Source organism: Psychrobacter sp. FDAARGOS_221, from assembly GCF_002313155.2.
In the GTDB taxonomy this organism is placed as follows: domain Bacteria; phylum Pseudomonadota; class Gammaproteobacteria; order Pseudomonadales; family Moraxellaceae; genus Psychrobacter.
In genome coordinates, this window is sequence record NZ_NWFK02000001.1 from 348,420 (window position 1) to 371,707 (window position 23,288).

Here is a 23,288-nt window from a genome sequence, read left to right on the forward strand (position 1 = left end):
CCTTAACGTTTTCTGAGCAACAACAGCTGTGAGATGACCAAGCCAATCAGTGATATGGCCAATAAGATAGTGCCTACCGCATTAACCTCTGGCTTCACCCCAACACGAACCATAGAATAAATTTGTAACGGCAAAATCTCAAAACTTGCACCGGTATTAAAGGTAGACACCACCACATCATCGAGCGATAACGTAAACGCCAATACCCAACCTGCCAGCACTGCCGGCATGATGGTTGGTAATAAAACAGTACGTATCATGGTAAATTCACTGGCTCCTAGGTCACGAGCCGCTTCTAAAATACTATTGTCTAAGCTCGCCAATCGAGCCGATACCGTAATCACCACGAAAGGTAAACAGAAGGTAATGTGCGCTAATAATAAAGTCACAAACCCAAGCTCAATACCAATCATCAAAAACAGCGCCAACAGTGAAATTGCCAATACAATCTCAGGCGACATCATTAGCACAAACAGTAAGCTTTGCAGTACGCTTTTACCTTTAAAGTCATAACGTTGAAATGATAAAGCGGTCAGGCTACCGATAACAGTGGTTACCGTTGCCGCCACAACTGCCAGTAATACTGAATTCATGGCGGCTTGTATCATTGCCTCATTATTAAACAGCTCATGGTACCAATTAAAGCTAAAGCCGCCCCAGGTATAACCCACTTTCGAGGCGTTAAATGAAAACACCACCATCACTAAGATGGGTGCAAACAGCACTAGGTAGATAAGGGTTAAATAAAGGCGAGAAAGCCACTTCATTGTATTACTCATACTCACCCCCTTAAGCCACTTCATTATGATCGGTTTTGCCGATACGTTTACTGCTGGCGTAGTAAGCCGCGATTAATATCGCCATGGTCACCGTCAACAATACGCTTGCTGCCGCCCCAAATGGCCAATCACGCGCATCTAAGAATTGCGACTTGATAATATTACCGACCAATAAGTTACGCGAACCGCCCAAGATGTCTGCCACGTAGAACATACCCATCGCTGGCAGTAACACCAATAACACACCTGAGATGATACCCGGTGTGGTTAATGGCAGTATGATGTGCCAAAAGGTCTGAAACTTATTGGCGCCCAAGTCCTTTGATGCCAACACAATATCATCGCGCATATCGGTAAATACCGCATACAAAGGCAGTACCATAAACGGGAATAACAGATAAACCAATCCACCAATCACTGCTTTTTGGGTATATAAAATTTGTAATGGCTCATCAATAAGTCCCATACCAATCAAGGCTGAACTTAATAGACCATTGGCGGCAATAATTAACTTAACTGCATATAAGCGCACTAAAGAATTGGTCCAAAAAGGTATGATTAATAGCAACATCAAAAATGACTGCCATTTTTTTGACACCCGGCTGACCAACCACGCAAAAGGATATCCCAAAATAAGGCAAATCAAAGTAGTTATCGCTGCCATACTCAACGAATGCATAAACACTTTGACATACAAAGGATCGATAAAGCGTAAGTAGCTTTCAACCGTCAATGGTAATTCCAAAAAGGTGTCTTCATCACGGGTCAAAAAGCTGGCAAGCACTACCAAGATATTAGGAATCAAGGCAAATATAATCAGCCAAGCCCAAATGATAAACACCGTTACCCGCTGAAACAGACGCCCACTTTGATGATGTTTAGGCTGTTTATTCTGATCTGACTTATTCATCTGGTAATATCCACTCCCAACCATCGACCCAGTCTACACGGACTTCCTGGCCAAGCTTATAGTTAAAATTAGGATCATCTTCATTAAAGTACTCAGATGCTTTAACCATATTGCCATTTTCAAGCTCAATCACAGAGTCTAACGTACTGCCTTTATAGGCACTGTCAATCACGTAACCTACTAAACCATCATGACCTTCGTTTAGATAATAAACGCGGATGTCTTCAGGACGTAGAAGCAAATTGATACTTTGCCCCACTTTTACTTCAAACTTAGGACGTGGTAAGTCGCGTACCGGATGGAAGCCGTCTTTTTGTTCTGTGACCTCAACCTTGATGCGCTTGTCATTAATTTCAAGCACTCGACCTTTGAACAAGTTGGTCTCGCCAATAAAGTTCGCCGTGAATAAGTTAGCTGGAGACTCATAAATACCAATAGGGCTATCAATTTGCTGAAACTCGCCAGCTTTCATTACCGCAATGCGATCTGACATCGACAACGCTTCTTCTTGGTCGTGGGTAACGAATACGAAGGTAATCCCAAGTTCACGCTGCAAACGCTTAAGCTCTGACTGCATTTGAACCCGCATTTTGGCATCTAATGCCGATAATGGCTCATCAAGTAATAGCATTTTAGGACGATTAACCACAGCGCGTGCAATAGCAATACGCTGCTGCTGACCACCTGATAAATCTTGGGGTCTTCGATTGATGGTATGCTCGAGCTGCACCATCGCCAACGCTTCTTTCACCCGTTGTTTGATCTCATCTTTAGGCACTTTTTTTAACTTTAGCCCATAAGCAATATTATCAAACACATTCATATGCGGAAATAATGCATACTGCTGAAACACAGTATTAATCGGGCGTTTCTCTGCTGGCAGGTCGGTGATATCAACGCCATCTAGTGTCATACTGCCTGTATCTGGTACTTCAAAACCGCCAATCATACGCAGTAGCGTGGTCTTACCACAGCCTGAAGGCCCCAATAAAGTCAAAAACTCACCATCATAAATGTCCAAATCAATACTTTTTAGAATCTGTGTATCATCATAGGACTTACTGATACCACGAATACGTAGCAATGACTTCTTATCATCGGGCTGATTTCTAGTTAAATTACTAGGCGTTCTATTGACCTTTAATGAATCTATAGATGCATGATCAGGAAGTTTAACGTTAGGATCTAATGCGTTGTCAGCTGCATTAACGGAGGGTCTATTATTAATCGACATAGAAACAGCCTCATTGTAAAAATAAAGAAGACATAAACGAATACAGAGATAGCTTTTGTGTGACAACATCAGCAAAAACTATAGTGACGATAAAAGCTGCTATCGTACAGGAGCAGCAGAAAAAAACCAATACATCAGATAAAATTAGCACAATCATTACTTAATTTATCAAATAGTTACAGCACTCAATAACGCTCAAAGCGTAAAATAATGTCATAAAACTTGAATATAACCGCTATTAATAACTATTTTTAATATAGAAAACTATTTGTAAATTAGGAGTTTTAAAATGAAGAACGCGTGTCTTATGAACCCAGCTGCTCTAGCCCTTATTGTCTTGGCAGGATGTAGTAACCCCAACGAGGAGGCCAAAACTCCTGATGCAGTTAACACCGAACCGGTGGCAACTGAACAAGTTGCTATCGACACCAATGAGGTGGCTGCTACCGCTACCACTGCTCAGTTTATTAGCATAGAAGACGCCATTGCCGCAGCGCTTAAAAATACATCTGGTGACGTCATCGATGTTGAACTCGATACCCATGACAATGGCACCCAAGCTGAATACGAAGTGGATGTCATTGCTAATAATTTCAAGCATGAGATAAAACTGAACGCCATTAGCGCAGACATTATTGAAGTCACCCAAAAAAGCTTGGATACTGATGATCAAGCTGAGCATCAAGCGCTACAACAAGCATCTGTTAATCTTGAGCAAGCCATCAAAACAGCGGCTGATAGTGTCGCCGGGTCTACCGTTACTGGGGCAGGCTTTGATTTAGATAACAATCAAGGCGTTTATGAAATTAAACTAATGGCCGATAATCAAGAGCATGAGGTGAAAGTTGACGCCAATAGTAGTGACATTATTAGCTCTAAACTGGATTAATTAACGCCATAAGGCTACTCTTTATACAGGCCCTATAAATGTCGATAATCGTTAACGACTAACTTATATAACGACCAACCTATATTTAGCGTTTAATAAGCAACCAGTAACCCTCGTTATTGGTTGCTTTTTTGTGGTATGGCCTTTTTGAACAGCATGGCTTGTAAAAGATATGTCTTGTGATAAGCAGCTACTGTTTATTAAAGTGCTTTTCTTTATTAATCTTTATTAAAGTGCTTTATCCTACTGAGCCGCCTTTGGGTAAAAAGCTGCCATCATCAGGTCCTGCCAGCTCTTGTTGTAACAAGCTATTAAGCTTAGCATTCATCGTTACTATCAATTCAACATTGCTGTCACTATCTGCTGCCAGATTATGCATCTCATCAGGATCTTGATGTAAATCAAACAGCTCGACATCATTATAGGCAAATATTTGCTCAAGGGTTTGCGGTTGATTGTGCTGCAACGGTGAAAAATAACGATTGAGTTTATAACGTCCATCAAACACACTGCGGATAGCACCACGCTTACTCAAATCTTGAGGAAAATTTTGCGCAGCAATCTCACTTCTACTGCTACCGGCATTCACAAACTGCTGCACACGCTGCATAAACTGGTAATCCAAATAGGCAAACATATTAAAGCTATATAGCGCCCCCTCGCGTATTTCGTTGATCTTGGCTTGCTCGCCTTTTTGTAATAAAGGGGTCAAAGTTTTGCCGCGTAAGTTAGTCGATAAACGCCGAGTCGTCGACTCATCTGCCCCACTCCAAGCCACAAAGCTTGGCACTAAGTCCAGATGTGATGTCAAAGCCTTACAGCGCTGGCCATGGGTTTGCACATAATCAGGATGTGAAATAACTAACGGCACATGATTTTGCTCTTGATAAGCGGTCGCGCCTTTACCATGATTGCCATGGCTGCCGCCAAGCTCTCCATGGTCTGAGGTTAGCACCACGATGGTATTATCCAGTAAGCCTAAGTCCTGCAATTCGTCTAACAAGATTTCAACTTTGTGGTCGGTAGATAAGATACAGTTATAGTAATAATTTAATAAGCGCTGCCAACGTCTGTCTTCATTGGGGAAAGAGCCTACCTGTGTGTCACGGGCACGTTGATACTCCTGATGCGCTGCAGGACGTGAGGCCTTATCAAACGGCTCATGGCGACTATTTGGTAACTCAAACTGCCACTGCTGCTTGTAAAATGGCGTGTCTGGCTCAGCACTTAGCCCAAGCCATGGCGCAGGCGTGTCTTGCACATGCTCGCCTGGCTCATCAGTGTCCAAAAACATCACATCGTGCGGATTTACCAAATTAACTGCCAAAAACCAAGGGGTTTGCCCTTCATTTAAGGGTTTACCGCGCACGCGCAGCCAACGTTGAGCTTGAGCAGTGATTAGATCATCATTAATCCAGCCTCCGTGCACCATCCCAATGACATCACCAATGCCCACATAATCGTGAAAACCATAAGACTCGAGTATCTCTGTGAGCTTGGCATCTGGTAACGCTTGCTCGTCGAGATTACCTAAATTTGATAAATGCCATTTACCTTTATAAGCCGCATAGTAACCCGCCTCAGATAATAACTGCCCCACGGTACCTATATTAGGATCTAAATCTTGGGACCAAGGAAAGTTGACGTTATCAAACAGTTTGGTTTGCTGTATGTGTTGGCCAGTATAGATAACCGAGCGCGATGAGGTACATACCGCTGATGTAATTTGATGATTATCAAAACTGACCCCTCTCTGTTTAAGGCGCTCACGTCCTGGTAACCGATAACCTTTAGGCAAACTATCTGGATCCAGATATCGCTCTTGATCGGTCAAAATAAACAAAATATTGTGTGGCTTATTTGCTTGTGGTGACTGTTTAGCTTAATTCATAACACCCTCTGTATTTTATATTTTGATTATCTTTGCTGTGTTTTTAGTGGCTATTTTTTGGTAGCTCTAACCTTTGTGGCTTTAGTATTTAACGACTAACGACTCAGTCTTATGTTATAAGTCTTATCTTATTGCACCATATTGTTTGACCACTGTGTGTGTAGATATTTAGGTGTTATGTTGAAGCAGCATCATCGAATACATCAAATATTGGTTATAAACCTTGCAAAACCCGAATTATTGTTATCAAAAATAGAACAATTAATTGCTAAATCTTCTGTTTATTATCATTGGTTCGACAGATATCATAGGTTCAATTCATTCAATCACAAATCAAACAATCAAAATCTAACCATCAACAGGAGATGATAATGGGACTATTAATTGAAGGTAAATGGCACGACCAGTGGTACGACACGTCAGAAACTGGCGGCCGCTTCCAACGTGATATTTCTCGTTTTAGAAATTGGGTGACCGTTGATGGTAGTGCAGGTCCTAGCGGTTCAGACGGCTTTAAAGCAGAGCCTAATCGTTATCATCTTTATGTGTCATTAGCCTGTCCTTGGGCGCACCGTACGCTTATTTATCGTAAGCTAAAAGGTCTAGAAGACATGATTTCAGTGTCTGCTGTGCATCCTTTAATGCATGAGCATGGTTGGACATTTAATGAAGGTGATGGTGTTATTCCTGATCCAATCTTTAACGCTGATTACATGCATCAAATCTACACCAAAACAAAATCAGATTATACCGGCCGTGTCACTGTACCTGTGCTGTGGGATAAAAAGAACAACACCATCGTTAGCAATGAATCATCAGAAATTATCCGTATGTTTAACTCTGCATTTGATGAAGTCGGCGCTAACAAAGACGTGAACTTTTTACCTGAAGAGTTACGTAGCGAAATTGATGAATTAAACGAATACATCTATCCAAATATCAACAATGGCGTGTATAAATCAGGCTTTGCAACCACTCAAGAAGCTTATGAAGAAGCGGTCGTTAGCCTGTTTGAAGCATTGGATAAAATTGAAGAACGCTTATCAACTCGCCGCTACTTAACCGGTGATACCATTACTGAGGCAGACTGGCGCTTATTCACAACCCTAGTACGCTTTGACCCAGTATATGTTGGTCACTTCAAATGTAACATCAATCGTATCGTAGACTATCCAAACCTATGGGGCTACTTACGTGACTTGTATCAAGTGCCAGGTGTGGCTGAAACCGTGAACATGGACCATATCAAAACCCATTATTACGGTAGCCATGACACCATCAACCCAACCCTAGTTGTACCGGTTGGCCCAGAGATTGATTTCATGACGCCACATGGCCGTGAAAAGCTATCTCAGCAATAAATGCTAGTGCTAATCATAAAAACTATAACAACCAGCTTGCTTATTTAGTTAGTAAATAGAGCAAAGCTAATATAATAAAAACCATTAAAAATAATAAAAGACAATAAAACAAAATATAATAAAAATAATGAATCCAACTCAGCTGTGTCTGCCCTCCAGACAGCACAGCTGAGTTTTTTTACCGAACAAACATGCCATCAAAAAAGCCACCCTCGTAATGAGAGTGGCTTTTTGATGGCTCATTATTTAAGAGTTTGCATAATGCTTATTTGTTATCTAACAAGTCATTATCTCTAAGTTATTAACGCGCATCCGGATGCAATAAATTCTCCATTGCTTCCACTCTCTGCGGCTCTTCACGAGGAATGAACTTATTAAGGACTAACCACAACAAACCGATTAGTGGAGATATCCAACAAACAAACGCATAGGGTGCATAAGTCAATGTCGCTGCACCAAGCGTCGCTGCTACGAAGCTACCACCCATATTCCAAGGAATAAGCGGTGATAATAACGTACCACAGTCTTCAATAGAGCGGGTTAACGTCGTGCGTTTAAAGCCCATTTGCTTGTATTTGTCTTTTAATAAGCGGCCTGGTAGCACCAGTGTGGTATACACATCACCGATAATGGTACCAACACCGATGACCACACCGTAGGTCGAACCTACCAATCCAAAACGGGTTTTAATAATTTTATTAAGTTTTACCATAATGGCTTTCAGGGTACCGTAATGCTCAAGTGAGCCCACAAATGCCAGAGCAAAGATAGTTAATGTGACAACCCAAGTCATCGACATTACGCCACCTTTGGTCAGTAGTTGATCGACCACTTCTACCCCAGTTTCACTGACGAAACCATCTTGCAGCACCACAAAGATGTCATGCACGCCAACGCCTTGCATAAAGAACGCAATCAGTGATGCCACAAATACACCGATTAATACGGTTGGAATCGCTGGAAATTTCATTACTGCAGCGCCAACTACCACAAGCGCTGGCAATAAAGTCCATAGGCTGATGATGTAATTATCTGCTAATGTCTGCTGCATCTGCTGCACCGACGACATATCTACCCCGTCAGAGCTATAGCCTGAGCCAATCCAGGCATACAAACCCAGCGCAATGATTAATGCCGGCACCGTAGTCGGCAGTAAGCCCTTAATATGATCCCAAAGCTCAATACCTGCCGATGCTGGCGTTAAGTTAGTGGTATCAGACAGAGGCGACATTTTATCACCAAAAAAAGCACCTGATACAATCGCACCGCCCGTCAACTCAGGAGGTAAACCCAGACCAGTACCAATACCCATCATGGCCAGACCGACCGTACCAATCGTACCCCAAGAAGTACCTGTCGCAATCGAAATCACGGCACAAATAATACATACCGAGACTAAAAATGAAGACGGACTAAAAATATCAAAACCATAATATAAAATGGTCGGTACCGTACCGGCAATAATCCATGAACCAACCAGCATACCAACGCCCATTAAAATGATAATAGCGGGTAAGCCCACTCTAATAACTCGCAAAAAACGAGATTCCATACCTTCCCAGCTACGACCACGCGCAGCCATAAATACGGCAGTAATCAGAACACCACAAGCGAGGGGAATATGGGGAGTGAAGTCTTTGAAGATGAAGAACTGAACCATCAATATCATGGCGGTCAGTACGAGAGGAGCGATATCTAGAAGGAAGTTTGATGAGGCTCTATAGCCCTTTACCTCAGGATCGTAGGGCTTTTTTTTGATCATAAAAGTATAATATCTCCTTAACGTTATCGCCGTTAGTAATTACTTTGACGATATAAAACATCAATTTAATTAGAACATCTGTTAAATAAAATTAAATATTAAGGGTATTAAAATATTAAATTGATTTCAAGTTTGAGCTGAAAAAAACTTATCTTCTAGTATCAACCTCAATTATTCTAAAACTTAATATTATATGAAATTAGAACTCTATAAACTTATGACTTAAGTTTTAATTTAGTATTAATGAAATTAAAAAGTAAAAAAGCGGCCTAGTGGCCGCTTTATCTTAAAACTTACTTTATTTTTAATAACTAACTATCTTTTATCCAATCACTCACTTTTAAAGTTTTTACCTTTAAAAGCGACTATTACTCTTGGTAATTGGGTTCTCATTTTCTGATAGCTTTTCAATTGTGGCAAACCCTTCCTCATCACCAAAATATAAACGCTGGGCATCTTCATCTCGATAGAAGCGTAATTGTTGGCCGTGAGGACCTTCCATCTGGAAATCTTTAATTAAATGCTCCCAATGCGCGCGCTTTTCTTGCTCATTATGATCGGCAGCCAAAGTTGGCTTGAGGATGCTCTTTAAATCTTCACGCTCCTCTTCAGTCATAACACTGACTAATTGATCATGCTCGCACAATCTATGAGCAATTCTTTCGATATCTTCAAGTGTTTCAGGCCCTTCATTTAATTCAATAATAATCATTGCAGTTCTCTTTTGTAATAAATCACATACCCTAATATCAACAGCTTGTGTTGAATAAGTGGCGTAATAATTGGTTAAATAAATTAAACTTAATGTTGTTATCGTTAATTATAACCGCTATATAGGCTTTATTAGAAGTAACGGATAGTAGTCTTTTTGCTACTAACGTGTTTAGCTAGTGACATGACTTGATTATCAAAACAGAACCGATACTGAGTAGAAGTTAATAGCAATCAATGATTAAAAACTAATCATAGGAATTGTAGACAGGTGTATCTATAATGGAGCTATGAGTTAATAAATGGAGCTAAAAGTAAATAAAGCCAGAAGTCATCGATTTTAAGATAGCTATTGATGACCTAACTATTAAGAAGATAAACATCTATAACAACAACATTGTGTGAAATAAGTCGTTTATGAGATAAGCAACGACATTAATAAGAAGCTACCTTAATATAACCACAAACCTTATTTTGCACCGATTAAATAATAAGAGAAAAAAATGCAAAACAACAATCCTCAATTAGATCGTCAAAGACAACAGCAACTGATTCAGCAATATTTGCAAAAGTTAATCAAGACTGACCCGACTTTGTATTATTCAGCCACCACGGATATTGCCCGCGCTTTATACCCTATGATTAAAGAGAATCTGCAACGCATGCCAGTAGAAGATCAAGCGCTACTACGAAACTTAAGTGCACGTGATATAGAAATGCTGCTTAGCTTTCACCACTAAGCAGCATCGTTAGATTCAAAGTTAGACTTTTATCACGACATGATTGACTAAACAATCAAAGATTATTGACCAGTTTTGACTATTTTAGTAATGGTAATGCCGGTATAACCAAAGATTACGGTCAATAAGAATGATAAATAACAGAAGAAAGCATAAGGTAGATAGTCAAGCACTGGTACATCTAGTGCTTGGCTGATAAACACCCCGCACACACTCCAAGGTACCAGTGGGTTAATAACGGTACCGGCATCTTCTAAGGTACGTGATAAGTTTTTGGGATGTAAGTTTAATCGCTCAAAAGTAGATCTAAACGCGGTACCTGCAAGCAGTAAACTTAAGTACTGTTCGCCAATAAGCACGTTAATACTCAAGGCTGACATAGCCGCTGCAGCAATGGCTCGACCCGAGCTGGTCAAGCTGTCTTTAATACCCGATAACAAGGCAGGTAAGATACCTAATGCTGTTAGCAGTCCACCTAAACTTAACGCCAAAATAACGATGGTTTGGGTAAAGAACATACTGTTAACGCCGCCTCGCGACAGCATCCCCCCTACCTCGCCAAGCTCTAAGTTTTCAGCAGGTTTATAACCGCCGAAGAAGTAGCCACCTAACTCGCCGACACTCGGTGAACTGTGCACGAAGGTGACGATAAGCGCCACGATAATGGTACAAATAATGGTGTAGATTGCATTAACCCGCATTACGGCAAGTGCTACTAAAACCACAAAAGGCAACACGGCATAGCTATGCACCAACCCGCTCTCTATTAACTGAGATTGCAGTGTCGTGACCTGATTTAAATCAGCCGCTTTGGTGTCACCCGACATAAACCAAAACAGAAAAGCAGTAATCAGCCAAGCAGGCACCGTGGTATACATCATATTGCGGATGTGCTCGAATAAATCAATACCCACGACAGACGCCGCAATGGTACAGGTATCAGATAACGGCGACATCTTATCGCCAAAAAATGCACCAGAAACCACCGCGCCAGCTGCAATCGCCACGTTGGCATCAAATGCATGACTCATCCCAATAAAGGCCACGCCAAGCGTTGCCACAGTGGTCAAGCTACTGCCTAGTGCAATACCAATAATTGAGGTTAATACAAATGCAGAGATGTAATAGAACTCTGGAGAGATAAGCTCAAAACCAAAGTACATTAAAGTTGGAATGGCGCCTGACATCATCAAAGCGGCAACCATCAATCCAATGAAGAAAAACAGATAAATTGCGCCGATACCGCGCATCACACCACTGGCCATCTGTGCTTGCATATCTTCAAAGGCTAACCCTTTAATCAAGCCAACGGCTAATAAAAAGCAAATTGCTAATATTAATGATAAATGCGGAACCCAGCCAAAACCGATCATGGTCACACCCATAATGGCGATAATTAGCGTGGAGAGAATAAACGCCATCTTTGGCGAAACTTGAGATAATATTTGTGGAGGCATAACACATCCTTATGTTGCCGTTGTCTTAAAAATCCATTTTATTTTAAGTGTTGTTGATTGTATAGCACTGGCTAATCATTCTAGCCAGCGCTTGTTTATTAGGTTAATTCACACTTTATTAAACAGCTCATCGGTCTTTGCCGCCATCACAAAATCATTGCGGTGTAACCCCTTGATACTATGTGACCACCAGCTAACAGTAGCCTTACCCCATTCGACTAGAATACCAGGGTGATGACCCTCAGCTTCACTAATTTCTGCCAGCTCATTGGCAAACTTCATCGCTGCCATAAAGTTTTTGAATTTATAGACGCGGTGTAGCTGTTTAATACCATCAACCTCGACCAGTGTCCACTCAGGGATTTGAGTCATTAACTCATTGGCTTCGTCTTGAGACACTGTCGGGGCACCAATACGGCAGGCTTCACAGCTTGATTGAGATAGAGTTGTCATGATAATTCCTTTTATTTATTTTTGATTGAGTTGTTTTTATGTCAGGTTTTGGGATTTAATTTTCAAATAGCACTTTGGGATTAGTACGCATCAAGCTAATACAAGCTACTAATAAGTCGGTTCAAACAAGCCTAACGACATGGCCTTTCTAACATCGCTCATGACATCGCTACTAGCAATATCAAACAAGCTATCCAAATCATCTATCACATAATAAATGGGCTGAATGTGGTCAATACGATAAGGGGTGCGCAGTACATCTATCAAGTCAAACGCTCGATACTCAGGCTCACCGCTTAGCGCATAAACCGTTTCGGATGGAGAGCTTAATATACCACCGCCATAAATACGGCGCTCATCTGGATTATGACCCACTAAACCAAACTCAATGGTGAACCAATACATACGCGCTAAAAAAACCCGCTCCTCTTTACTCGCTTCAAGACCAAGCTTGCCATAGGTCTCATTAAACGCTGCAAACGCAGGATGTGTCAGCAGTGGGCAGTGCCCGACAATCTCATGAAAGATGTCCGGCTCTTGGATATAATCCATGTCCTCTTGCCGGCGAATAAAGGTTGCTACCGGAAACTGTTTATTGGCTAGCAGTTTGAAAAATTTACCAAAACTGATTAATGCAGGTACCGCAGCTGTTTGCCAACCTGTGGTGCTTTGAAGCACCTCATCGATATCACTCAGCTGTGGAATAGTATTTGAAGATAAGTTAAGTTTCTCAAGTCCTTCTAGATACTCTGGGCAGGCACGATTGGGAATCTGCTTTTCTTGACGTGATAGTAAAGCTTGCCACATCTCATTTTCAGGCTGACTGTATTGAATGAAACCATTAGCGTCAGGGGTATGTGAGACGTACGGCTCTTTGGTCAGTGCAGAGGTCGATGAATGCTGATTTTGCGTCAGCGAGGCTTGAGTCGGTGAAGCAGTGCGTTCCATGCCAGCTTTCCTTATATATATAGTGGTTAGAATAAATGGTGAGTTTTAGCCGTTGTCGTATTAGGCAAACTTGGTTAGACAAACTCCTTTTATCTAACCAAGCTTTGGTTTAACCCTACGACACTACACTCAGTCTCATCCAAATGATTTAATGAATGATAGCGTAATTAGAGCTATCTACACGGCTAAAAGTATCGTTATGAATATTTAGCGAACCTGTCATGTTAAGCACTAACAGCGTCGGAATCATCTTTTTTACCGTCGGTTTCAATCGCACCACGGCGCAACTGATCACGTTCGATAGATTCAAACAAGGCTTTAAAGTTACCTTCACCAAAGCCTTCTTCATAGTCGCCTTTGCGCTGGATGAACTCAAAGAATACTGGACTACCCAAAATGGTCTCTGAGAAGATTTGCAGTAACAATCTTGGCGTACCATCTTCAGTAGTACCATCTAATAAGATGCCACGAGTTTGTAGTTCTTTAACGTCTTCACCGTGACCCGGTAAGCGTTCATCTAGCATTTTATAATAAGTATCATTCGGAGCGGTCATCAATGGAATGCCCGACTTTTTAAGCATATCGATACTGTCTAATAGATTATCGCTTAACAAGGCAATATGCTGAATACCTTCACCATTAAACTGCATCAGATACTCTTCAATCTGACCGCCGCCTTGACGAGACTCTTCATTCAACGGGATACGAATCTTACCATCTGGCGCGGTCATTGCTTTACTGGTTAGGCCGGTGTACTCGCCTTTAATATCGAAATAACGAATCTCACGGAAGTTAAAGATACGCTCGTAGAAATTAGCCCAATAAGCCATACGTCCACGATAAACGTTGTGCGTTAAGTGATCGATAACCTTAAAGCCAAAGCCTTTGGGCTTTCTATCAACACCAGGTAGGAATTCGAAATCGATGTCGTAAATTGAGCTGCCTTCATCAAAGCGGTCGATAAGGTAAATCAACGAACCGCCAATGCCCTTAATAGCGGGTAATTTAAGCTCCATCACACCGGTAGGCACTTCGACAGGTTGTGCGCCCATTTCAATGGCACGTTTATATGCTTTACGAGAGTCTTCTACACGAAAGCCCATGCTACACGCACCCGGTCCATGCTCTTCGACAAAGTAGCTGGCGTGACTTTTTGGCTCACGGTTTAAGATAAGGTTGATATCCCCTTGGCGATACAAGGCCACATCTTTTGATCTGTGATTGGCGACATGAGTAAAGCCGAGCTTTTGAAACAGCTCTTCGACTAACTTAGGCTCAGGTGAGGCAAATTCCACAAAGTCAAAACCACGTAGTCCCATCGGGTTATCAAATAAATCTGCCATGTTAAATCATCCTTAATTTAATTAATTAATAAAAGTTATTGACGCTGTAATCATATTAGAATAGGTTTATTTATAAGACTAATCGTTTTTTATGATTTATTTATCAGGAAATATTATGAATGTAACCTTGCGTCAACTAAATGCGTTTATTCAAGTGGCGGAAACCGGTAGTTTTACGCGTGCCAGCGATAAGATGCACTTGACCCAATCTGCGGTCAGCGGGCTGATTAAGGAGCTTGAAAATAACTTAAATGTGGTTTTATTTGACCGCACCACACGCCAGCTATCCTTATCTGTGGTTGGTCATCACTTATTACCGCAAGCTAAGCGGGTGCTAAACGAGCTCACCTTATTTGAAAATGAAGCCTCAAGTTTGACCAGTCTGGCGCAAGGCACGGTACGTCTTGCCGCGTCACAGTTTGCAGCTTCGTCTATGCCGGCAGTAATTGCTCAATTCGCCAAAGTGTATCCAGACATTAAGGTGAGCTTACTGGACTGCTCAGCCGAGGATGTGTTGCAACATATTGAGAATATCGAAGTGGACTTGGGTGTGGGCGTTGAGCTAAGTGCTGAACAACACGATGATAATTTACGCGCAGATTTATTGTATGAGTTACCGTTTTGTATTGTGGTTCCGCAGCAGCACCCCTTGGCAAACAAATCGATAGTCAACTGGGATGACTTACTAAACCTGCCTTTGATTACCTTAAATGGCCCCTTTATTGATCAGGTCGCATTAGAGCTTAATGAGCATATGGCACAGCAAATAAAAAATGCCGCCTATAAAGTAAATTTCATGTCCACTGCGCTTGAGATGACCCGTCAAGGTTTTGGCATCACCTTGTGTCTGCCCTATATGCCTGAAGTCATTGACTGGGTCAGCGCCAATCAACTGGTGCTAAAACCTTTAACCAATCCAATTAAATCTCGCAAGTTTTATATTTATCAGCGTTCATCTCGCGCTTTATCCCCGGCAAGCAAAACGTTTAAGAAATTTTTACAAAGCTATTTTGAGGACTATTTCACTGATATATCCAAATAACATATCCAATTAAAATACTCAAAAATACATATTCAAAAATAAATGTTTATTCATCTATTCACCTGCGCTCGAGCTTGCTCTTTGAACTACTTTTTAAACATTGCTTACATGTTGAGTTGTACATTATTTGAACGTTATCACCTATTTAAAGGCTATAAACAGTGTTTTTAAATTTAATAATAGCGCCTTTATCGTTAACTAAAACTTTCTAAAAAATTGCAATAAGTCACTTGCAAAGCACTTAAATTTAAATTACATTAGACATAACTGATTACTTATAACGTAATTTAAATTTTAATTTACATCGAGTTTTACACTATAAATAAACGGTGTTTATCGTACCCTCTAATAAACCTCTCAGAAAAAGGATTTTCTATGATTACTTTAGATAAAACATTGACCTCATTTGTAGACGTTGCTGCTGACAGTGACTTCTCTATTCACAACCTACCTTACGGTATCTTTAGCGAAACCAAAGACGGCAAACGTCGTGCCGGTATCGCTATTGGCAATAAAGTATTGGATTTATCAGTACTTGAAGAAGCGGGCTTATTAAAACTGTCTGGCGGTCCGTACTTTGACAAGCCAACCTTAAACAGCTTTATCGAGTCAGGTCGTGACAACTGGACGACAGCCCGCAATACAGTACAGAAATTATTGTCTGCTGATACCGATACGCTGCGTGACAATTCAGAACTACAAGCCAAAGCCCTATTCAATCAAGATGACGTGACCATGCATCTACCTTTGCATGTGCCTGGTTATACTGACTTTTATTCTTCAAGAGAACATGCGACCAACGTCGGTACCATGTTCCGTGACCCAAATAATGCATTATTGCCAAACTGGACTGAGCTTCCTGTTGGCTACAATGGCCGTGCCAGCACCGTTATCGTTAGTGGTCATGATGTGGTACGCCCTTCTGGTCAGATTAAACCAAACGCTGATGAGCGCCCAGTTTTCTCAGCCTGTAAGCGTTTAGATTTTGAATTAGAAACCGCATTTGTGGTTGGTAAACCCAATCATATCGGCCAGCCTATCTCTATCGATGATGCATGGGATCACATTTTTGGCATGGTGCTACTAAATGACTGGTCAGCACGTGATATCCAAAAATGGGAATACGTACCTTTAGGTCCGTTTAATGCCAAAACCTTTGCCTCTTCTATCTCACCTTGGATTGTGACCTTAGATGCGTTAGAACCGTTTAAAACTTCTGTACCGGTTCAGGATCCACAACCTCTGGCCTACCTACGTGAAGACAAAAAAGACAACACTTATGACATCAACTTGTCAGTTGAGCTGATGGCAGATCAAGCAAATGCATCGACTGTGGTCTGTGAGACCAACTTTAAATACATGTACTGGTCAATGGCACAGCAGCTGACACACCACACCATTGGTGGCTGTGAAGTTGAAGTTGGTGATTTGATGGGTTCAGGTACTATTTCAGGCCCAACACCAGATTCATACGGCTCAATGCTTGAGATTGCTTGGAATGCGACCAAACCAGTTGACATTGGTAATGGTCAAACCCGTACCTTTATTGAAGACGGTGATACGGTGATTATGAAGGGCTACAGCGAAAAAGATGGCATTCGCGTTGGCTTTGGTGAAGTGCGCGGCAAGGTATTGCCAGCCTTAAACTTCAATTTTGATAAATAATCAGCCAAATAGTCCCGTTTAGACCCAGTAGGTTTAAACCTAATCAGTTTAAACCTATTAAATTGACTGTATAAAGTGACACCATCAAAAGGAATTTGATATGAGCTTTGAAATCGAAAAAATTCACCACGTGGCGTATCGTTGTAAGGACGCTAAAGAGACCGTCGAGTGGTACGAAAAAAATCTAAACATGTCGTTTATCTTAGCCTTTGCAGAAGACCATGTGCCTTCTACCAAAGCCTATGATCCTTACATGCATATCTTCTTGGATGCCGGTAACGGTAATGTTTTGGCATTCTTTGAATTGCCGAATCAGCCTGAAATGGGCGCTGACCCTAACACCCCAGCATGGGTGCAGCATTTGGCGTTAAAGGTAAAAGACAGACCTGCTTTATTGGCTGCCAAAGAGCATCTAGAAAATAATGGTATTGATGTGCTTGGGGTGACCAATCACGGTATTTTCCACTCTATCTACTTCTTTGATCCTAATGGTCATCGCATTGAGCTGACTTATGATGACGAAACATCGCCTGAGAAGATCGCCATGATCACCGAAGAGATGAAAGTGGATATGCTTGAAGAATGGACACGTACCAAACGTGCGCCAAATCAGACCCACTTCTTGCACGCTCAAGAGCTTGCAGAGGTAAAGGATAAAATACCTGCTGGTGAATAGCTGCCTTAACCGGCCGGCATGTCCGTGCATTGTCTAGCTTCTAAACTTGAGACATTTAGTCTTAGTAATTTAGAAGCTAGACATCAAAAAGCTCGACATCTTGCAGTGAGGTATTGTTAGTAAAGCTTTGTTTGTTAACCACATCCTATATTTGCTATTTTACAAGGAAGTAAAATGAAACAACTTGTACTTAACGAGTATATTGACTCACAAAAAATCGGCCGCTATCAAGTCTTTATTCTTGGTATTTGTTTATTATTAATGATCATGGATGGCTATGATATTCAAGCCATGGCTTATGCTGCACCCTTCATTATTGAAGATTGGGGTGTCGATAAACCTGCTTTAGGTATGGCTTTTAGTGCCAGTATTTTGGGCTTGTTTATTGGGTCATTGACGCTAAGCTGGTGTTCTGACAAGTTTGGTCGTCGCCCTATCCTAATGCTATCAACATTGGCTTTCTCAATTCTGATGATTGCCACACCACATGTCACTAGTATCGAACAATTAACTGTCATTCGCTTTATTACCGGCATATTCTTAGGTGGTATCATGCCTAATGCCATGGCCTACAGCTCAGAGATTGTCCCTAATGGTCAACGCGTGTTTGCCATGATTTTAATCTCTACAGGCTACACCATCGGCGGTATGATAGGCGGCTTTATCTCAGCTTGGTTAACCCCAATCGGAGGCTGGCATGCTATTTTCTATTTTGGCGGGGTTATTCCGTTAATCATCTTTGTCATCATGCTATTTACGCTGCCTGAATCATTACGCTACATGGGTGCCAAAAAAGAAAACCATGATAAGATTCGCTACTGGCTCAACAAGATGTTCCCTAACTGCGGTATCACCAATACCACTGAAATCATCCATCATGCTGATACAGGGGTTAAGCCTTCTCCACTACAACTGTTTAAAGGCAATCGCGCCTTCTTTACAACCACTATCTGGATCATCAGTGCGCTGAATATGATGAGCTTGTATTTCTTAGCAAGCTGGTTGCCTACCTTGGGTAAAGAGTCTGGCTTATCTATGCAAAACGCGATGTACATTGGCTCAACTCTATTGCTTGGCGGTACCATAGGTAGTGTGATGATAGCGCTAAAAATTAATAAACTAGGCTTTTACAAAGTACTTATCCCAGTATTTATCGTTGCAGTTATTAGCGTTGGATTGATTGGCTTTACCTCATCAGTTGTACCTTTGATGTTCTTAGCAGTATTTGTCGCTGGTTTTGCCGTGGTCGGCGGTCAGCCTGCAATTAATGCACTATCAGCCGATTATTATCCTATTAAACTGCGTACCACAGGGGTTGGTTGGAGTATTGGTATTGGCCGTTTAGGCTCAGTGATTGCACCTGTATTTGGTGGTTACTTATCTACCTTCTTAACCATTAATCATTTGTTTTTAATTGCGGCTATCCCTTCGGTTACCATTATTGGTATCTTGCTCATACAGCTAAAAAGCTTACGTTCTAATAAAGCGGTTAGTAACGTCGAAGCGGCATCGGTATAGCCTAAAACAGTTCTGCTAAACCAAAAAAGCACTTTATCAAATTTGATAAAGTGCTTTTTTGTACTTATTGCTTTTGAGCGGTCTTTTAATTTAAATCATATAACTTTGTACACTAATAGCATAGCAAACTACTACACCTGATAAGCACGGCAAATTGACAAAATCTGATCGACAGTTTCGCTATATGAGCTAGACTTATTGTCAGAGTTACCATCAGTATTCAGGGGTAACTGCTCAGCGGTTCCAATAACCGTCAATGCATACTCAAGCCTATACCGATCAACAGCTTGAGTAACTGGGTAATGGTAAAATGGCACACTAATAGCATTGATGCCCAGCAGCATTCTGCCTTCGACATAAGCGTATCCTTGCTTAATGGTTTGTTGCTTTAACGGTACAAATGCCTCCCAACTTAGCATTCTGCTATCAACGCTGCTAGCAGCTTTTGAGCCACTCTTACTGTGCTCATCTGACTCTTGTTCTAGCATTGGTCGAATAGTGTCTTCTGCTAAGTAGCTGGCAAACAGACGCCCCGTCGCTGAGCTACACAGCGGCATGCGTGAGCCAATGCGGGTGATAATACTAATGGGCGTATCAGACTCGAAAGACTGAATGATAATAGGTCCTTCAGAGAACCATTTGGCGATTTGCACACTACAATTGGTGATGTCTTTAATAGCAATAGCAGCTTGGGTCAAACGGTCTAATATATTGTTTGAATTTAAGCCTATGTAACCGAGCGCACTGGCTCTTTGCCCTAATGCATAACGTCCATCTTCTTGCTGCTTGGCATAGTTTTTACGAATTAAACTGACCAAATAGCGATGCACTTTGGCAGGATGCATGTCTATGGCTTGGGCGATGTCTTTGAGCATCATGGGTTCATTTTGATCAATCAAAACATCTAAAACAGCCAACCCAACCTCAAGGGATTGAACGCCCCCTTGGGGTTTGCTTTTGCTAGAACTCATAGAACGATTAACCTTAGTAGCGGCAGTAACGGACTGCGATTGTGACATGATTTGCTCAGTTGCTTATTCACTCATTATTTATGGTTAATAAAAGCTGTGATTATAAACGATAACTGAAAAATTTTTCTTCGATTTTACGATTATTGATTATACCTTTATTTTGGCCATTTGGCACAGATTCGGCTGTAGTTGTATAACTGACTGATAATTTTATTGGCTTACAATTTTGCACATCAAGTCTCATTGCTAAGCGGCACTGGCTTTTTTACAATAGCCGACTTAAGTTTATAGCGATACACCAGTTGTAAGTATTAGCCGTCAAAAATAGTCACGGCTCAATACTAAAACTCATTAACCAAGCAGCTGTTTAAACACAAATATTAGGATACCTCCCATGTCTAAAACCAAGCTTACCCAATTAAAACCCAACCTAGTCTGGCATTACTTTGAGGCATTAACCCAAATACCGCGCCCTTCACATCATGAAGAAGCCGTGCAGCAGTTTGTGTTAGATGAAGCGAAGCGCTTAGGCCTTTGGGCAGAGCGTGATGCTGTGGGCAACGTCTTGGTTCGTAAGCCTGCCAGCGCTGGCATGGAGAATGCACCAGGGGTTATTTTGCAAAATCACCTCGATATGGTTGCGCAAAAAAATGAAGACAGTCATCATGACTTCACTACTGATCCGATTGACGCTTATATTGATCCAGAGATGAATAATGAGTGGGTAACCGCCAAAGGCACAACACTTGGTGCGGATAACGGTATTGGTGCAGCCTCTGCTTTGGCAATCTTGGCCTCTGATGATGTACAGCATGGTCCACTAGAAGCGCTATTCACTGCTACCGAAGAAACGGGCATGGATGGGGCGAAAGGATTACAAGCCGGTTGGATTCAAGGTGATCTACTATTGAACTTGGATACCGAAGAGCTTGGCGATATCTGTATTGGCTGTGCTGGCGGTGTTGATGCCACGTTCTCATTACCGCTACAATGGCAAGCACCGACCGCACAACAAGGCTACAAGCTTTCGGTACGTGGCTTAAAAGGCGGCCACTCTGGTATTGATATCATCAAGCAGCGTGGTAATGCCGCTTTAATCATCTCAAGACTATTAGACCGACTGGCTACTCAAAGTGCTATTGAGGTTGTAGAGATATCCGCCGGTAACTTACGTAATGCTATCCCTCGTGAAGCATCTGCGGTATTTGCTAGTGATAGTGAACATGAGCAACTAAAAGATGCCCTACTTGCTGAAGCAGAGATTATTCGTCGCGGCCTGCCAGCTGAAGACAGAGAAATGCAAGTTAGTATTGAGCCGGCTGATAAGCCTGAGCAAGTTTGGCAGTCAAACTCACAGAGTCAGATATTAACCGCTATTCGTCTGTGCCCTAATGGCGTTGATAGAATGAGCATGGATACCACAGGCGTGGTCGAAACCTCAGTGAACTTAGCACGCATTGAAACACAGTCAAACGCGGTCGAACTACAAAGCCTACTGCGCTCACTAGACGATGATGCACGTGATGATTTGGCAGACAGAATGAAGCGTTTGTTCGAGTCGTTTGATGCTAAAGTGACTCTAGATGGTGAATATCCAGGTTGGAAGCCTGCGCCCCACTCTGCTTTAACCGAGACTGTCATTAATCAAGGCCGTAATGTATTGGGTCGTGAGCCAAATGTCACTGTGATTCATGCCGGCCTTGAATGCGGTCTACTCGGTCATCACTATCCAAATTGGCAAATGGTGTCATTTGGCCCAACCATTGAAATGCCGCACTCTCCTGACGAACGAGTGAATATTGACAGTGTAGAAACCTTTTGGAAATGGTTAACTCAAGTATTGGCTTCGTTACAATCAGTATAGTATCGAGCTTGGCTGTGGCTGCTATTAGCGGCCGCGTGCTATGATTGTTTCATGTTATCATTTCATCGTATTTATTTTATCATAATCAGTTTAAGCTTTAGGCAAATAAGCTTTAATAAAATAGTTTTCACAATGATATTAAGGGCTATTTATAGCCCTTTTTTATGATGTAAATTTTCACAAATTAATTAAGGGCACCTATGGAGTTTTTAGGGTTTACAGTTGATGTGGCCAGCTTAACCGAAGGCGGCATCCAATTGATTATCAAAGTATTGCTTGCCATTCTAATCTTGGTTGTCGGTCGCTGGATTGCCAAGAAAGTGGTTAGCATCGCAAACAAAGTCATGGCTCGCAGTCACTTAGACGATACAGTTTCTAGCTTTTTAAGTCGCTTGTTATACGGTGTGTTACTGGTTATCGTAATCTTGGCTGCGTTAAGTAAAGTCGGCGTACAGACCACGTCAGTGGTTGCTATCTTAGGTGGTGCCGCATTGGCTGTCGGTCTTGCACTAAAAGATCAACTGTCAAACTTTGCTGCGGGTATTTTAATTGTCATCTTCCGCCCTTTTGTACGCGGCGACTTTGTGCAAATTAGCAGTTATACCGGTACGGTTACTGATATCTCTTTAATCAACACCCATATTACAACCACCAATAACCATGATGTGGTGATTCCTAATAGCGACATCAGCACCTCAGCGATTATTAACTATACGTCACTGCCCAATCGCCGCGTCGATATCACGGTCGGCATAGGTTACGACGCCAATATTAAGACAGCCAAAGACGTTTTATTAGCCACTGCTAAGGCCAACCCTATGGCATTTACAGACCCTGAGCCTGTGGTACGCGTAACTAATCTTGGTGACAATTCGGTTGACTTAACTATCAACGTATGGACCTCTAACGATGACTGGTGGGCGATGCAGTGTGACTTACTAGAAGAGTTTAAAGTTGCACTTGACGAACATAAAATCGATATTCCTTTCCCACAACGCAGTATTCATGTTAGCGGTCTCGATCAATTGGTCAATAAATCAGACAGTGACAACGCATAGTTTTTGTTATCAAAAC

The 23,288-nt window shown here is 41.7% G+C and carries 20 protein-coding genes; 9 read left to right on the plus strand and 11 right to left on the minus strand.

Annotated elements, in window-relative coordinates; genetic code table 11:
* Window positions 1-2 precede the first annotated feature (2 nt).
* The 3 genes from potC to potA are packed head-to-tail and all read right to left on the minus strand — an operon-like array spanning window position 3 to window position 2,923.
* The gene (gene potC / locus A6J60_RS01505) at window positions 3-779 is read right to left on the minus strand and encodes a spermidine/putrescine ABC transporter permease PotC (protein WP_193778003.1); all 777 of its coding nucleotides are present in this window, start codon (window positions 777-779) and stop codon (window positions 3-5) included.
* Between the two features lie 10 nt (window positions 780-789).
* Window positions 790-1,689, minus strand: coding sequence for a spermidine/putrescine ABC transporter permease PotB (gene potB / locus A6J60_RS01510; RefSeq protein ID WP_096064429.1), 900 nt, complete (start codon window positions 1,687-1,689; stop codon window positions 790-792).
* Window positions 1,682-2,923 carry a spermidine/putrescine ABC transporter ATP-binding protein PotA gene (gene potA / locus A6J60_RS01515; RefSeq protein WP_227526020.1) on the minus strand — a complete coding sequence of 414 codons (1,242 nt, stop codon included), beginning with the start codon at window positions 2,921-2,923 and terminating at the stop codon, window positions 1,682-1,684. The genes potB and potA overlap by 8 nt, the downstream gene beginning before the upstream one ends.
* 289 nt (window positions 2,924-3,212) lie before the next feature.
* Here potA and A6J60_RS01520 point away from each other — a divergent pair, with 289 nt between their 5' ends.
* Complete coding sequence (locus A6J60_RS01520; RefSeq protein WP_096064430.1) at window positions 3,213-3,812, plus strand: PepSY domain-containing protein; 600 nt, start codon at window positions 3,213-3,215, stop codon at window positions 3,810-3,812.
* 238 nt (window positions 3,813-4,050) lie between these two features.
* On the opposite strand, the gene A6J60_RS01525 is transcribed toward A6J60_RS01520, so the two are convergent.
* Window positions 4,051-5,655: a sulfatase-like hydrolase/transferase gene (locus A6J60_RS01525; RefSeq protein ID WP_227526021.1), complete on the minus strand. Its 1,605-nt coding sequence runs from the start codon at window positions 5,653-5,655 to the stop codon at window positions 4,051-4,053.
* Between the two features lie 419 nt (window positions 5,656-6,074).
* Here A6J60_RS01525 and A6J60_RS01530 point away from each other — a divergent pair, with 419 nt between their 5' ends.
* Window positions 6,075-7,064 carry a glutathione S-transferase family protein gene (locus tag A6J60_RS01530; RefSeq protein WP_096064432.1) on the plus strand — a complete coding sequence of 330 codons (990 nt, stop codon included), beginning with the start codon at window positions 6,075-6,077 and terminating at the stop codon, window positions 7,062-7,064.
* Between the two features lie 301 nt (window positions 7,065-7,365).
* On the opposite strand, the gene nhaC (A6J60_RS01535) is transcribed toward A6J60_RS01530, so the two are convergent.
* Together nhaC (A6J60_RS01535) and A6J60_RS01540 are read right to left on the minus strand one after the other, a co-directional pair.
* Window positions 7,366-8,826 carry a Na+/H+ antiporter NhaC gene (gene nhaC, locus A6J60_RS01535; RefSeq protein ID WP_096064433.1) on the minus strand — a complete coding sequence of 487 codons (1,461 nt, stop codon included), beginning with the start codon at window positions 8,824-8,826 and terminating at the stop codon, window positions 7,366-7,368.
* Window positions 8,827-9,181: 355 nt separating this feature from the next.
* Complete coding sequence (locus A6J60_RS01540; protein ID WP_096064434.1) at window positions 9,182-9,538, minus strand: hypothetical protein; 357 nt, start codon at window positions 9,536-9,538, stop codon at window positions 9,182-9,184.
* A 502-nt stretch (window positions 9,539-10,040) separates the two neighbouring features.
* On the opposite strand from A6J60_RS01540, the gene A6J60_RS01545 reads away from it, so the two are divergent.
* Window positions 10,041-10,277, plus strand: a complete 237-nt coding sequence (locus tag A6J60_RS01545) for a hypothetical protein (RefSeq protein WP_096064435.1) — start codon at window positions 10,041-10,043, stop codon at window positions 10,275-10,277.
* A gap of 62 nt (window positions 10,278-10,339) precedes the next feature.
* Here the strand turns inward: A6J60_RS01545 and nhaC (A6J60_RS01550) are convergent, their stop codons facing one another.
* From nhaC (A6J60_RS01550) to hppD, 4 genes are all read right to left on the minus strand, one after another.
* Window positions 10,340-11,734: a Na+/H+ antiporter NhaC gene (nhaC, locus tag A6J60_RS01550; protein WP_096064436.1), complete on the minus strand. Its 1,395-nt coding sequence runs from the start codon at window positions 11,732-11,734 to the stop codon at window positions 10,340-10,342.
* A 108-nt stretch (window positions 11,735-11,842) separates the two neighbouring features.
* Window positions 11,843-12,187 carry a 4a-hydroxytetrahydrobiopterin dehydratase gene (locus A6J60_RS01555; RefSeq protein ID WP_096064437.1) on the minus strand — a complete coding sequence of 115 codons (345 nt, stop codon included), beginning with the start codon at window positions 12,185-12,187 and terminating at the stop codon, window positions 11,843-11,845.
* Between the two features lie 108 nt (window positions 12,188-12,295).
* Window positions 12,296-13,135 carry a phenylalanine 4-monooxygenase gene (phhA, locus tag A6J60_RS01560; protein WP_096064438.1) on the minus strand — a complete coding sequence of 280 codons (840 nt, stop codon included), beginning with the start codon at window positions 13,133-13,135 and terminating at the stop codon, window positions 12,296-12,298.
* A gap of 224 nt (window positions 13,136-13,359) precedes the next feature.
* The gene (hppD, locus tag A6J60_RS01565) at window positions 13,360-14,478 is read right to left on the minus strand and encodes a 4-hydroxyphenylpyruvate dioxygenase (RefSeq protein ID WP_096064439.1); all 1,119 of its coding nucleotides are present in this window, start codon (window positions 14,476-14,478) and stop codon (window positions 13,360-13,362) included.
* Window positions 14,479-14,593: 115 nt separating this feature from the next.
* Between hppD and A6J60_RS01570 the strand changes: the two genes are divergently transcribed.
* From A6J60_RS01570 to A6J60_RS01585, 4 genes are all read left to right on the plus strand, one after another.
* Window positions 14,594-15,520, plus strand: coding sequence for a LysR family transcriptional regulator (locus A6J60_RS01570; RefSeq protein ID WP_096064440.1), 927 nt, complete (start codon window positions 14,594-14,596; stop codon window positions 15,518-15,520).
* A 375-nt stretch (window positions 15,521-15,895) separates the two neighbouring features.
* A complete protein-coding gene (fahA, locus tag A6J60_RS01575) occupies window positions 15,896-17,185 on the plus strand; it encodes a fumarylacetoacetase (RefSeq protein WP_096064441.1) in 1,290 nt (429 codons plus the stop codon).
* A 100-nt stretch (window positions 17,186-17,285) separates the two neighbouring features.
* Entirely contained in the window at window positions 17,286-17,861 is a 576-nt protein-coding gene (locus A6J60_RS01580; RefSeq protein ID WP_096064442.1) for a VOC family protein, read from the plus strand.
* 174 nt (window positions 17,862-18,035) lie between these two features.
* A complete protein-coding gene (locus tag A6J60_RS01585; protein WP_096064443.1) occupies window positions 18,036-19,379 on the plus strand; it encodes an MFS transporter in 1,344 nt (447 codons plus the stop codon).
* Window positions 19,380-19,510: 131 nt separating this feature from the next.
* Here the strand turns inward: A6J60_RS01585 and A6J60_RS01590 are convergent, their stop codons facing one another.
* Entirely contained in the window at window positions 19,511-20,398 is an 888-nt protein-coding gene (locus tag A6J60_RS01590) for an IclR family transcriptional regulator (RefSeq protein WP_227526022.1), read from the minus strand.
* Between the two features lie 346 nt (window positions 20,399-20,744).
* Here A6J60_RS01590 and A6J60_RS01595 point away from each other — a divergent pair, with 346 nt between their 5' ends.
* Both A6J60_RS01595 and A6J60_RS01600 read left to right on the plus strand, forming a co-directional pair.
* On the plus strand, window positions 20,745-22,214 hold the full coding sequence (locus tag A6J60_RS01595; RefSeq protein WP_096064445.1) for an aminoacyl-histidine dipeptidase: 1,470 nt from the start codon (window positions 20,745-20,747) through the stop codon (window positions 22,212-22,214).
* Window positions 22,215-22,414: 200 nt separating this feature from the next.
* A complete protein-coding gene (locus A6J60_RS01600) occupies window positions 22,415-23,272 on the plus strand; it encodes a mechanosensitive ion channel family protein (protein WP_096064446.1) in 858 nt (285 codons plus the stop codon).
* Window positions 23,273-23,288: the final 16 nt, after the last annotated feature.

Excerpts from the sequence above, each read along its gene's own strand:
- potC (WP_193778003.1), bottom strand. The coding sequence starts at position 779 with ATGAGTAATACAATGAAGTGGCTTTCTCGCCTTTATTTAACCCTTATC.
- potB (WP_096064429.1), bottom strand. The coding sequence starts at position 1,689 with ATGAATAAGTCAGATCAGAATAAACAGCCTAAACATCATCAAAGTGGG.
- potA (WP_227526020.1), bottom strand. The coding sequence starts at position 2,923 with ATGTCGATTAATAATAGACCCTCCGTTAATGCAGCTGACAACGCATTA.
- A6J60_RS01520 (WP_096064430.1), top strand. The coding sequence starts at position 3,213 with ATGAAGAACGCGTGTCTTATGAACCCAGCTGCTCTAGCCCTTATTGTC.
- A6J60_RS01530 (WP_096064432.1), top strand. The coding sequence starts at position 6,075 with ATGGGACTATTAATTGAAGGTAAATGGCACGACCAGTGGTACGACACG.
- nhaC (WP_096064433.1), bottom strand. The coding sequence starts at position 8,826 with ATGATCAAAAAAAAGCCCTACGATCCTGAGGTAAAGGGCTATAGAGCC.
- A6J60_RS01540 (WP_096064434.1), bottom strand. The coding sequence starts at position 9,538 with ATGATTATTATTGAATTAAATGAAGGGCCTGAAACACTTGAAGATATC.
- A6J60_RS01545 (WP_096064435.1), top strand. The coding sequence starts at position 10,041 with ATGCAAAACAACAATCCTCAATTAGATCGTCAAAGACAACAGCAACTG.
- nhaC (WP_096064436.1), bottom strand. The coding sequence starts at position 11,734 with ATGCCTCCACAAATATTATCTCAAGTTTCGCCAAAGATGGCGTTTATT.
- A6J60_RS01555 (WP_096064437.1), bottom strand. The coding sequence starts at position 12,187 with ATGACAACTCTATCTCAATCAAGCTGTGAAGCCTGCCGTATTGGTGCC.
- phhA (WP_096064438.1), bottom strand. The coding sequence starts at position 13,135 with ATGGAACGCACTGCTTCACCGACTCAAGCCTCGCTGACGCAAAATCAG.
- hppD (WP_096064439.1), bottom strand. The coding sequence starts at position 14,478 with ATGGCAGATTTATTTGATAACCCGATGGGACTACGTGGTTTTGACTTT.
- A6J60_RS01570 (WP_096064440.1), top strand. The coding sequence starts at position 14,594 with ATGAATGTAACCTTGCGTCAACTAAATGCGTTTATTCAAGTGGCGGAA.
- fahA (WP_096064441.1), top strand. The coding sequence starts at position 15,896 with ATGATTACTTTAGATAAAACATTGACCTCATTTGTAGACGTTGCTGCT.
- A6J60_RS01580 (WP_096064442.1), top strand. The coding sequence starts at position 17,286 with ATGAGCTTTGAAATCGAAAAAATTCACCACGTGGCGTATCGTTGTAAG.
- A6J60_RS01585 (WP_096064443.1), top strand. The coding sequence starts at position 18,036 with ATGAAACAACTTGTACTTAACGAGTATATTGACTCACAAAAAATCGGC.
- A6J60_RS01590 (WP_227526022.1), bottom strand. The coding sequence starts at position 20,398 with ATGTCACAATCGCAGTCCGTTACTGCCGCTACTAAGGTTAATCGTTCT.
- A6J60_RS01595 (WP_096064445.1), top strand. The coding sequence starts at position 20,745 with ATGTCTAAAACCAAGCTTACCCAATTAAAACCCAACCTAGTCTGGCAT.
- A6J60_RS01600 (WP_096064446.1), top strand. The coding sequence starts at position 22,415 with ATGGAGTTTTTAGGGTTTACAGTTGATGTGGCCAGCTTAACCGAAGGC.